This is a genomic window from Sphingomonas sp. PP-CE-1G-424 (genome assembly GCF_004341085.1).
In the GTDB taxonomy this organism is placed as follows: domain Bacteria; phylum Pseudomonadota; class Alphaproteobacteria; order Sphingomonadales; family Sphingomonadaceae; genus Sphingomonas.
In genome coordinates this window covers 1-11582 of record NZ_SLXW01000018.1, presented here as the reverse complement: position 1 = coordinate 11582, position 11582 = coordinate 1, and the positions used below count along the sequence as shown (strand labels likewise).

Annotated in this window: 9 protein-coding genes; 5 read left to right on the top strand and 4 right to left on the bottom strand. The window is 60.5% G+C overall.

What is annotated here, in order from left to right:
• A partial coding sequence (locus tag C8J43_RS21450) for a hypothetical protein (protein WP_133032592.1) occupies nt 1-340 on the bottom strand: 340 nt, incomplete at its 3' end.
• 291 nt (nt 341-631) lie between these two features.
• Nucleotides 632-1735, bottom strand: a complete 1104-nt coding sequence (locus C8J43_RS21445; RefSeq protein ID WP_133032591.1) for an aldo/keto reductase — start codon at nt 1733-1735, stop codon at nt 632-634.
• A 95-nt stretch (nt 1736-1830) separates the two neighbouring features.
• Between C8J43_RS21445 and C8J43_RS21440 the strand changes: the two genes are divergently transcribed.
• A complete protein-coding gene (locus tag C8J43_RS21440) occupies nt 1831-2718 on the top strand; it encodes a LysR family transcriptional regulator (RefSeq protein ID WP_133032590.1) in 888 nt (295 codons plus the stop codon).
• Between the two features lie 1069 nt (nt 2719-3787).
• Here the strand turns inward: C8J43_RS21440 and C8J43_RS21430 are convergent.
• On the bottom strand, nt 3788-5032 hold the full coding sequence (locus C8J43_RS21430) for a S41 family peptidase (RefSeq protein ID WP_133032588.1): 1245 nt from the start codon (nt 5030-5032) through the stop codon (nt 3788-3790).
• 104 nt (nt 5033-5136) lie between these two features.
• On the opposite strand from C8J43_RS21430, the gene C8J43_RS21425 reads away from it, so the two are divergent.
• The 4 genes from C8J43_RS21425 (at nt 5137) to C8J43_RS21410 (ending at nt 10153) form a co-directional block, all read left to right on the top strand.
• Entirely contained in the window at nt 5137-5733 is a 597-nt protein-coding gene (locus C8J43_RS21425; RefSeq protein ID WP_207893480.1) for a helix-turn-helix domain-containing protein, read from the top strand.
• Between the two features lie 361 nt (nt 5734-6094).
• Nucleotides 6095-7033: a hypothetical protein gene (locus C8J43_RS22500; RefSeq protein WP_243645732.1), complete on the top strand. Its 939-nt coding sequence runs from the start codon at nt 6095-6097 to the stop codon at nt 7031-7033.
• 937 nt (nt 7034-7970) lie between these two features.
• Entirely contained in the window at nt 7971-9482 is a 1512-nt protein-coding gene (locus tag C8J43_RS21415; RefSeq protein WP_133032586.1) for a PAS domain-containing protein, read from the top strand.
• 473 nt (nt 9483-9955) lie between these two features.
• On the top strand, nt 9956-10153 hold the full coding sequence (locus tag C8J43_RS21410; RefSeq protein WP_060525036.1) for a hypothetical protein: 198 nt from the start codon (nt 9956-9958) through the stop codon (nt 10151-10153).
• Between the two features lie 303 nt (nt 10154-10456).
• Here C8J43_RS21410 and C8J43_RS21405 read toward each other — a convergent pair whose 3' ends face one another.
• Nucleotides 10457-11482 carry a serine hydrolase domain-containing protein gene (locus tag C8J43_RS21405; RefSeq protein ID WP_133032585.1) on the bottom strand — a complete coding sequence of 342 codons (1026 nt, stop codon included), beginning with the start codon at nt 11480-11482 and terminating at the stop codon, nt 10457-10459.
• Nucleotides 11483-11582 lie beyond the last annotated feature (100 nt).

Sequence of the window (11582 nt, the reverse complement as noted above, 5' to 3'; positions counted from 1 at the left end):
ATGCTCGCGCAGCACGCCAATGATCTGATCCTCGGTAAATCGGCCTCGCCGCATCACTCGTCTCCATCTGACGAGCTAACTTACCAATGGCATGAAGTCTGGGGAGCAGGTCACTCCACGAACGCTCGACGTGGTTTGTGATGGTGCCAATGGCAATCCGTTTGTGCTCATGGTCGAGTGCTAACACACCGCGATCATGGGCCGATTTGTAGATGTCCCATCCCTGGTGCTCACCTACGAATGTGTTGTCCTCGGCATCGTGCTGTTTCTTGAGCTTGATACCTGCGGTGACCATCCACCCCAAACCGCCGAGTATGATAATCCAAACGAAAACTGACATGCGGCCCCCTGTTTGCGGCAGGATATCTTAGGTTTTCTTAAGATCAACCATGCCGACTCAATCAAGATGGCTCTCAAGAGTCCGCTTTCTAATAAAATCCGGTATCGCCGACGGGTCTGGTCAGCCAACCCGCCCCGATGATTCCGATCCGCATGACTACCCCCGTACCGGCGTACCGCAAACGAACTTGCTGCCGGCCGGTCAGATCCATCAGATTCAAACGCGGAGTTTATCGATTGGAGCCGACCACGCGTAGATTTCGTCTCGGGCGGGCGGCTCCAGGATGACGTTTCAGCTTCGGACATCGCCGCCGCCGAAGACAACATGGTTGCGCACGGCAGGGGCGAACAGGCCGTAGAGAAACGGCAGGTTGCCACCGCTCACCGCATCGAGCGCAGCACGGTGCTCCGCCGACAGGTTGAGGCTGAGCGCGGCGACATTGTCGGTTACCTGCTCCGCCCGGCTCACGCCCAGCAGCGTTGATGCGACGCCGGGCTGCCCGACCACCCAGGACAGCGCGACGCGCGCCGGCGTCTCGTTAATCTCTGCTGCAACGCGCTTCAGTTCGTCGAGGATCTGCCAGTTGCGCTCGGTGAACAGCGTGTCGCCGAACGGATTGTCGCCATCGAGACGCTTGTCGTCGACGGGCCGCGCCGTGTCGTCCTGCCCGGCCTGGTTGGGGACGCCGCCCGCGCGCTTCGGACCCGCCTCGACGGTCGCGCGGTCATATTTGCCGGTGAGCATTCCATAGGCGAGGGGGCTCCAGGGCACGAGACCCATGCCCGCCGATCGCGCGAGCGGCAGATGCTCGGCTTCGACCCCGCGTTCGACCAGCGAATAGAAATATTGCAGGCCGATCGGCGCCGGATCGCCCTGGACTCGCGCCAGCGTCGCGAGTTCGGCGACGTACCAGGCCGGTGTGTTGGATATGCCCCAATAGCGGATCTTGCCCGCAGCGACGAGCGCGGTCATCGTCCGCAGCAGTTCCTCTGCGGGGGTGACGCCGTCCCATACATGCACCCAGTACAGGTCGATGAAGTCCGTCCGGAGGCGGCGGAGCGATCCTTCGACGGACGCCAGAATGTGGCGCGCGCCATTGCCGCCTGCATGATAGCCGCGACTGGTCGCAAACCCCGATTTCGTCGCGATCACCAGCCGATCGCGCGACGATTGTGCGGCGACGAAACTGCCGACCATCTCTTCCGATCGCCCGCCTGCATAAACGTCTGCGGTGTCGATGAAATTTCCACCGAGATCAGTGTAGCGATCGAACACCGCGCGACTGCCGCGCTCGTCCAACCCCCATCGCGGCGTGCCGAAGGTCATCGTGCCGAGCGCCAGTGGGCTGACGAGGAGGCCGGAGCGGCCGAGCGGACGGTAGGTGTCGAGGTTCATGATGGCATCCTGCACTGTGTCGCCTCCAGATGGACGCCGGGCCGCCCGAGGATTAGATCGTCTGCGGCGCATGGGTTGCTGAAGGATGTTCACGAATGGATCGCGATCTCTGGTCCGGTCTCGCGGTGTTCGAGACGATCGTCGAGGCCGGCAGTTTCGCACGGGCGGCGACGCGGCTTGGATTGTCCGCCTCTGCGCTCAGCCATGCGATGCGATCGCTGGAGACAAAACTGGGCGTCCGGCTGCTCGACCGTACCACTCGGTCGCTGGCGCCCACGCCCGCGGGCGAGGAACTGCTGGCGCGGTTGAGACCGGCGATAGCGTCGGTCGCAGGCGCGCTGGCCGACCTCGACAATGCCCGCGAACGGCCGGCGGGGCGGATCCGGGTCAGCGCGCACCGGGTCGCGGCGATCTACGCCATCCTGCCGCGGCTGGCCGACTTTGCGCGCGCCTATCCCGACATCGCCGTCGAACTGGTGGTCGACGACGGGTTCGTCGACATCGTCGCGGACCGCTTCGATTGCGGGATCCGGCATGCCCAAACCCTGCAAGCCGACATGATATCGGTCCGTATCAGCGCGCCAGTGCCGCTCGTCTTCGTGGCCGCCCCGGCTTACCTCGCCGATCATCCCGCTCCCGTCGATCCCGACGATCTCGTCGCGCATCGGTGCCTGTGTTACCGGTACACGTCGTCCGGCGTCGTCCACCGCTGGGAATTCGAGCGGGATGGCCGGACGGTCGAACGGTCAGTCCGCGGTGACTTCATCACGAACGATATCGACGTGATGCGCGACGCTGCAGCGGCAGGGCTGGGGGTTACTTGCCTGCCGCTGCCACATGCCGCGCTGCAACTGGCCACCGGGACGCTTGTCGAGGTGCTGGCCGGCTGGGCACCCACGCTGGCCCCGAACCACCTCTACTATCCCAGCCGACGTCAACCGACTGCCGCCTTCCAGGCCTTCGTGACGGCAATGCGCGTGTGATCGAAAGCGTGCTTCGACAAGATTGAGGGCAGTTGATGATCAGCATGCACAAGGGGCACTTCGATTGGGGGACGTCGCCGTCAACCTTCGAAGACTCACGGGTATGAATGAGTGTCTGAAGTTGGGAAACGGGAAGGCCGGCCCGAACGGCTGAAAGTGGGTCTGACCGGAAGCCGTAGGGCGGGGCGTGTTCGCCCAGTTTCTGCCGTTAGGGCGGCGATCCGAGCTACCCGAAACCGGACATTGCCGACGCGAGCAATGGGAGATAGCTTCCCGGCATGTGGACATTTCTTCTCTGGAACATCGCGGCTCTGGCGGCCGTCATATATTGCATAGCGAAGGCGGTCATCGACCTTCGCGCGCGGAGGTACGGGTGGGCTATCATCGGCCTGCTAAGCGCAGTGGTATTCCTGGTAACGCCGATCCAGACGCACGCCGTGAAGGTCGATCTGCCTGTGGCCCGATTATAGGCGCTTCCGCAATAGCTGACGTTGAGCCGCGTTTCGCCTGATCGATGGCGGCGGCTTCCCTTCAACTGCGGGCCCGGATAGCGTCAGCGCAGGTGGCGGAGGATTGGCCGGGTGCAGATAAATTGGGGGATGCTACCTTTCGTTCTCACCGGCGTCGCTATGACGATTGGCGTTTTCCGATCGACTCGAGCCGAGCAGCCGCCTCCCATTGGGCGGGAGTTTTTCAGGCCGCATTGGGAGTGGGAGCGAAACAATCCGCTAGTACGCCGTCTTCGTGCAGCAAGTGCATGGCTCACTATCTTTATTGGAGTTTTCGCTACCCTCGTACTCCTGCTTATATTCTTCGGGGTCGGCCTGCAATTCGATTGATCGGCGAATTTCGTCCAAACCCGGACATTCGCGCTGGCGATCTGGGCTCCCGATAACGGCCATTCGTTGAGCGCGTTCTTTCCCGTTTCTCCGTCTCCGACAGGCGATTTCGGGAAAGAGCAATCGGGAACAGTTCTGGGAAAGCAGGTGCTCCAGACGGCTCTCGGCGCGATTGTCCGGGCGACTGTCCCGCTAGGGGTTCGATGGTAGGAACCGGAATCGGCTCAACGTCAATTCACCATCATAGGTTGCAGGAGCTTGGGAACGGCGCTGCCAGCGGGAGGATCGAGCACGAAGCGGGGATAGGAAAGGATCAGACCCGTGTTCGGAAGGGTGACGCTTCGCACGCCGCCTGATTGTTGGGTGCGTGCGGCGCCACCGACCCCCGCTAGAACCCCGAAGCGGTAATCCCGCACCACGTTGGCGAAGAGCACAGCGGACGAATAGGTGAGCGGACCGATTTCCACCGTCACCTTCCCCGCGAAGCGAAGCGGTTCGTCCGCCGCTGGTTGGGTGGCGCTTTCGATCGAGCCTGAAATCACCGCCCCGTTCCCCTCACGCTTCAGGTAGGTAGAACCCTGCTTGTAAGGTTGCGTCGCTACATACCGCAGTATGCCGTCCTTCCACATGTCGTCGTCACCTCCGCCGTTGGCGCTGACGTCAATTACGAGACGATCAACCGAGGCGGCCTTGATCCGGGCGAAGCAATCGTTGGTGAACTGGAAAAAGCGCGCCTTGTCCTCCCACACGAACGACGCGACCGTCAGGCGCGCCGATTTGTCCGTATCGATGCGACACGCGAACAGCCGATCAAAGCTGGCATCCCGCTGGAGGATCGCTGGCAGCGTGTGTTCGGCCGGGACAGTCAGGCGCTTGCGGGAGCCGCTTAGGACCAGGTCGTAGTCGGCCGGTGTTCCGTAAAGCTTCGCTTGGAACAGCCACCAGCGCTGTGCCAGCAGGGCTCTGCGGAAGGCGGGCGTGTCTCCGTGCGTCCGCGCCAGCAACGAACCGGCGACGTGGCGCGCATCATGCCCGCCGATCCGTAGGATGCGGCGACCTGCGAGCGGTGTCGATCCCCCCCCCAGCATCGAGACGATGACCGGATGGTCTCGGGCATCAATCGCCACCTCGAATGGGAAGAAGCCCGTACCCTGCCGAACCGCTTGCGCGCCTTGCCCCCGCCAGTCGGGTAGGCCGATGAACAGATGACCGTCAGCGAGGACGGGATTGAGTTGAGCCAGTTTCGCCCAGGCTTCCGCCTGATCCATCGGATGATCGAGTTGCGCTCGCACCCTGTCGGCCCCTCTTTCGAGTGCCGCCTTCGTGACCGAGTGGGCAAGGTCGGGGTGCTGACGTTCGATCGTATCGAGTGCGAAGCGGAGGTCAGCCTGTAATGCCCCCGGCGCGATCGTCTGCGCCGGGGCGGTGCCCGACGAGGCAAGAGCCATCAAGGCGGCCGAGAGGAGCGTTCCCATATGCGATGCCACAGTCGTCCCAATTCTAAAACCGCCGCCAGAGTCTCTTCCCCGGATTGGCCTGTTGAAATATATGGGTCATGTTTCAACAGGAGTCTAGGCTAGTGGATGAAGGTGATGACCTGCGGCTAATCCGCGATCCGGCGCAGGTGCGGCTTCTTAGTTCCGGGGTGCGACAGGAGATGGTTGATACGTTTGCCGCGCTCGGTGGTGAGGCCGGCGTCGCGAGTTTGGCGGAACAGCTCGGGCGACCAGCCGACGGTCTCTATTACCATCTGCGCGCGCTCGTGGCGGGGGGGCTGGTCGAAGAACTGCCGAGCGAGGGCGGGGAGCGCCGCTTCCGCCTGGTAGGCGGCGGTGATGGCCCGCTACGCCTTTCCTATGACCTTGGCCCGAATGGCAATGCGCCAGAGCTGCGCGCTTTCATCCATGGATTGTTGCAGATTGCTGATCGGGACTTCCAAGCTGCGCTGGGGCGGAGTGACACGGTGGTTGCCGGTCCGGCACGGACGCTTTGGGCTTCCCGCAACAAGGGATGGCTCGCAGCGGCAGACGTTGCGGAGGTCAACGCCCTTCTCGCCCGCCTGGGTGAACTGACCAGCCAACCGAAGGCTGATGGGCGTGAACAGTTGCTGAGTCTCGCTTTCGTACTTTCGCCGACCGAGGCGCGATCTAAGAGGCGGGCGCTGAGAACGCCGTAGGATTGATCCGGGACTGGCTCATCCCTTCTTGATTCCGGTTCAATCACGGGATTGAGAAGGCGCACGCATTCCCATTTCCTGATCGTCTTTGAGAAAAACGGCAGCTTGGCAATGTCGGCTATTGCCGCCTGCCTTCCCGAAAGCGGTCGGTCTGGAATCCTGCCCATTCCGGCCATTCGGCTTTCGCCCATTTGCGGACGATCGGATCACGAGCCCGGGCTCCCGCGAGCGGTCATTCGTTCAGGGCGGTCGTTTCCATTCCAATCACCCTTGATGGAAAAACCAAAAGGTTTTCATCAAGGCGACGTCGCTATCGCACGCGGCAATTGCTGGCGCTCGTGGAAAATGCCAGGATTGAGATATGCTGACCATTGTACCAGTTTTGCTTGCCGCTACGTCGGCTGTTGCAACGCCCTGTACGGCAGGCACGTGGGCTTTGCAGGCTAGCGGTCAGACAATTTTTCGCATCGAGATAAGCAAGACGCCCACCAGTACGACAGCAACATGGGAGCGGCCTGAACATTTCGAGACAGATGGCGAACGCTTCTCGCGTATCAGCGGTCCGACGGTTCGTCGTTCGGCACGAAGCATCAAGTTGGTGAACGGGGATGTCGAACTCAGCTTCGATGATCCAGCACCGGGAGCTACTCCCGACATTTTCCGATTGCATTGCGTCGGCGCAGGCCTTCTCAATGCCACCTATCAAGGAACGGGGTTTGAACCGTTCGATCTCATCAGGACGAGAGCCAAGGGGGCACCACTCGGACCTTGGGATGATGAGCGTAGTTATGTTCGGTTGGTCACCCGACCAACAAACGCCGAAATGACTGCTATTTTCGAGGCAGATCAAGCAGATCGCCAAGCCGAGCGTATCGATTGGTCGATCGTCGGCCCAGCGGACAAAAACCGCCAGACTCGCACCGAGGAATTGCTCAGCTCGGGCGCTCTACGGAGCGGCGATGACTTCTACCATGCCGCCTTCATTTTCCAGCATGGTAGTGTGGCAGACGACTACCTAAAGGCGCATATTCTTGCGATGATTGCTACCGCGAGAGGTAATCCAGGAGCCATGTGGATAGCATCCGCAACACTCGACAGGTATCTTCAATCCATTGGTAAGCCGCAGGTGATCGGCACCCAGTATAAGATGCAAAAAGGGAGTTCAGCTACTCAAGAGCCGTATGACCGTGTGCTAGTGTCCGACGCCATGCGTAATGCGTTGCATGTTCAATCAATGCCCGAGCAGGAACAGCGGCGGCAGCAGTACACAGCCAAGGCTCTAGAGCCACAAAAACCGTAAATCTACCGGCGTCGGTTGCTGGGTTTCTGCTCGCTAAAGTTGCCGTTCTGTAATTCACCAGATACCGTCCTCGTGATTCTAAACTCACGTACTTCGACCAGTACCAGAACGGCGGAAAACCGAGGGCTCAGGCGATGCAAAAGGCCGATGCATCTGTGATACCCGTTCAGTGGTCGGTCTCCTGGGGTGTGGCCTCCAAAGCGGAAGGTCCGCTTTCCTTCCCAAACCGGACATTGGGAGGGCATCGCGGATTTGAGGTGGCTTCACGCCCACCGAGTGGGGGTCGCGTTCGATTCATCGGGATGGGCGTTACCGGAACTGGATCGCCAGCGGCAATTTGCGCTCAATTAGGGCGGCTTGGCAATCGCGAGTTCAAGCAGGCGCACGATTCATGTAGTGCTGGTTTGGGGGTGGCAACAACCGCGATTTTATCGCGGTCGAGAATTCGGTGGCGTTATTGGGACACCCTTTGTCGCGCAGTCGTTCTTCTCCTGCATTAATTAGGAGCGTCATGTGAGTTGCCCAATCCATGAGATACCTTCGGATGTCGTCGCAGCAGATGGATGCGTGCACGTTTCTGGACCAGGCGGTGTAGTGGTCACGTTATCTGTTGAGGCGGCGGAAGAGTCGAGTGAGCGACTTTTGCACGGCGCTCTAGCGGCGCGTGGGCAGCAGATTCTCGGCACGAAACCGCTCGGTCGTGAGCAGAAACCTTAAGGCCGATTTTGTCCAGAATTCGGACGTCCGGGCTGGCGATCAGGAGGGCGCCGTTTGGCTTGGCTTCAGCCGCACAAGCGCGGACCCGCGAATACGTTTTTCTAGCTGCTAACCCAGTAGTTTGTCACGGCGGCCGTCATAGCCTATCGACGTTAAAGAGCCGAAAAGTCGGCTCGCTCAACGACATAAAGGGCCGTTGAGCGCGCGAGTGGAGTGACGGGTGCGAGATATACAGGAAGAAGCGCGGATCGTCCGCGAACTGACGCGAGATGATAACGGCCCTGATCCCTTTGCATCCGCTGTTCGCGCAACGCGGATGCCGATGATTATCACTGATCCCCGGTTACCGAACAACCCGATCGTATTTGTCAACGACGCCTTTGGTAAGCTGACAGGGTACGGGCGCGACGAAATCATGGGCCGCAACTGCCGGTTTTTGCAGGGGCCAGGCACAGACATGGGAGATGTCGCGCGAGTCCGAGACGCAATAAGCGCTCGGGAGCCGATCGAACTTGACCTGTTAAATTACCGAAAGGACGGCACGCACTTTTGGAACAGGTTGCTGGTATCGCCGGTCTTCGGCAACGACGGGGTGTTGCTCTACTTCTTCGCGTCGCAGTACGACGTGACCCTCGAACGCGAACGTCTCGTTGATCTTCAGCATGACCGTGACGCCTTGGAGGCCGAGGTCGCGCGTCGGATTGCGGAGCTTCAGGAGAGCGAGCAGCGGCTTCAATTCGCGTTGGATGCCGGTCGCCTGGGATCTTGGAGTATTAATCTCGATACCGGACTGCTTACCGCGTCAGATGAGTGCAAAAAGATATGCGGGCGCGCGCCCACCGATCCCTTGACGCTTGATGAATTGCGGGGGTCCATACACCCGGAAGACCGGCAAATGCAGGTAGAGGCTATAGAGCGAGCCGTGCGCGACCGCTCGCTGTTAGACATTGAGTATCGCTTGCAAACGCCTGCCGGGGACGAACGGTGGGTCCAGATTCGAGGGCAAGCGAGCTATCGTGCGGACGGTACGCCACTGGCGATCGTCGGCACTACGCAGGACGTGACCGAACGCAGACGTGCGGATGAACATCGAGCTCTGTTGGCAAATGAATTGAGTCACCGGGTTAAGAATACACTTGCCTCTCTGCAAGCCATAGTCTCGCAGACGATGCGGCGGGCGACTTCGGTCGCGGACGCCAGTACAACGTTGGAGGCGCGGATACAGGCAATGTCTGCGGCAAACGACCTACTTGTTAGCGGCCGGTTCGAGAGTACGTCGTTGCGCGCGCTGCTCAACCGGACCCTCGCCCCGTTTGGGGTTGAGGATAGTCAACGCTTCAGGATCACAGGGGAAGACCTTCCCTTGCCCCCACGTTTGGTGGTTGCTTTCGCCTTGGCCCTACACGAACTCGCGACCAATGCAGCGAAGTACGGAGCGCTTTCGAACGCTGAGGGGGTGATTCACTTGAATTGGAAGGTGGCAGACGGGTGGCATCCGCACGATTTGCACCTGACATGGATCGAGACTGGAGGACCAGCGGTGGAACCGCCGACGCGGACCAGTTTTGGGACCCAGCTTATCCAAAGGGTTTTGGCGCACGAGACGGGAGGGACGGCTAAGATTTCATACCTTCCCGACGGCGTAGTTTTTGAAGCCGTCGCACCATTGATCGACGGCGCAGAAAACGACAACGACAACGAGCAGCGGAGTCAGGGTGGGAAACAACGCTAATTCCGTTAACGGGTATGATACATTTTGCTGGTATAAATGACAGTGAGCCTCATGCATTCGTACTATCGACACCGCTATGTCGGGATAGGTACGCTCATCGGATGAGCAGCGATGCGCCACTAACCGCCCAAGATTTGAAAGACGATCTGGAGGTTTTGCTTCAACTTGCCGACCAACTTGGCCTTACCGTTGTGGGTGCGCTACTAGCGTCGGCTATCGACGTGATCCCGATAGTGAAGCATTGAAATCGGTGGTCAGGGCCTAAAGCGCAGGCGGCTATGGATGGCCGACCATTCTGAAGATTCGATCCTTTTGGAAAGGGCGGCTGCGTCAGGGACGTCCGCTAACGCCGTTTGCCTTCCCATAGCAGACGGTCCGCTTTCCTTCCCATCTCGGTGATTCCGCGTTCGTAGCATCTTGTCGAGGAATCAGCCGTGTGAGACGCTGCTAACCCTGCAATCCAGGAGCTAGACATGAAGAACGCCAGAACCCGTTACCTGCCGCTCGTCATCGTCCCCGCGATCATGCCGGCGGTGCTTATGCCGGTATTGGTGAGCCAGCATGTGCCGGACAATCTGATCGGCGGGGCAATGGGGGTTTCAATCGGTTTGGCGATTGTAGGCCTCGTTCGGATGAAAAGAGGCGGTGGTCGCTGCGCTACGACTAACTGACACTACCGCGGGGTTCGGCACACCCGGTAGCAATTCCCATTTCTCGATGCTTTTCGAGAAAGACCGCAGCGTCTGGCAGCGCCCGCTAACGCCATTTGCCCTTCATAGCGGACTGGCCGCTTTCCTTTCCCATCACGACATTCGGGAGCGGATAGTCGGGCTTCAAAATCGGTTTTCGCAAAGATGAACCAGCGTCCGAAGTTGGGAAGCGAGGGAAGGGGCGTGAGCGTCCGCAATTGGGTCGAAGCTGCCGGCACGCCGGGGGCATGCGTTATCAGCGCTTGAACGCGATAGGGCTGACGGTCACTGTTTCCCTCCGCCGGCTGCCAGTAGGGCTCGTAGGATATCTTGAGACCGTCGTTGGCCATACCCGTGCCCGTAGGCGCTCGATGTGATCGCGATGACAAGGTGGCGACTTGGAATGACGTAAATCTTGTTGCCGCCGTTTCCCGAGGCGAACGAGACAGGAACGGGCTTGCCATCGACCTGCTGAACCTTCGAATACCAGAAATAGCCGTAGCCGTCGGCGTAAGGGTCGCTGTCCGAAATCGTAACTTTCGGCGTTAGTGCCTCCTGTATCCAGCGGGCACTGACGATCCGGCGGCCGCGATATTGACCCGCACCGCGCACCATTTCTCCGATCGTGGCGAACGCGCGTGTAGTCAGAGAGAGGTTGCCCTGTCCTTTGGTGTATCCCGCCGCGTCCGACGCCCAGTTCCAGTCGCGGATGCCCAGCGGCGTGAAGAGTGACTTTCGTGCGAAGTCCGCCATCGTTTGCCCCGTGGCTTTCGCTATCAAAACACCGGCCGTGTAAGCCGTCGCCGAATTGTAGCGGTAGCGCGAGCCCGGTGGATCCGCGCGCGGCACCGTCAGCAGAAACGCGAGCGGATCGGCCGCTGCGTCGAGCTTGTCCTCGTTGCCCGGAGACGCAGGATTCTCATCGAACGCCGCGAGCCCCGAGCGCATCGTCAGCACGTCCGCGATGGAGACATCGCCGATCGCGCTGCCCCGTGCGGCCGGCCAATGGTCTGCGACGCGGTCATCGACGCCGCGCAGCTTGTGGTGATCGATCGCGATTCCCATCAGCAACGCGGTTACGCTTTTCCCCGCCGACCGGACGTCGTGAAGCGTATCCGCACGCTCGCCATTGTAATAGCGTTCGGCGACGATGCGTCCGCCGCGCATGACGACGACACCGCCCAGATCGGGATGCTGATCCTGGTCCCAGCGCGCCAGAACCGCGTTCAGCGCGGCATCGGTTCGCGCCAGGGAAGGCGTGCTGCACAGAGCGCCGAGCAGGACAGCGAAGCGGATGGCGTTGAAGGTCATGTCTCTCTCCGGGCAGCGGTGCGGGCTGCCTACGGCGCTATCGGATCGTCGTCTTGCATCTGCGCAACATTCCGCAGCCGCCTCCACCGCGCGGGTGTCG

Excerpts from the sequence above, each read along its gene's own strand:
- C8J43_RS21445 (WP_133032591.1), bottom strand. The coding sequence starts at position 1,735 with ATGAACCTCGACACCTACCGTCCGCTCGGCCGCTCCGGCCTCCTCGTC.
- C8J43_RS21440 (WP_133032590.1), top strand. The coding sequence starts at position 1,831 with ATGGATCGCGATCTCTGGTCCGGTCTCGCGGTGTTCGAGACGATCGTC.
- C8J43_RS21430 (WP_133032588.1), bottom strand. The coding sequence starts at position 5,032 with ATGGGAACGCTCCTCTCGGCCGCCTTGATGGCTCTTGCCTCGTCGGGC.
- C8J43_RS22500 (WP_243645732.1), top strand. The coding sequence starts at position 6,095 with ATGCTGACCATTGTACCAGTTTTGCTTGCCGCTACGTCGGCTGTTGCA.
- C8J43_RS21410 (WP_060525036.1), top strand. The coding sequence starts at position 9,956 with ATGAAGAACGCCAGAACCCGTTACCTGCCGCTCGTCATCGTCCCCGCG.
- C8J43_RS21405 (WP_133032585.1), bottom strand. The coding sequence starts at position 11,482 with ATGACCTTCAACGCCATCCGCTTCGCTGTCCTGCTCGGCGCTCTGTGC.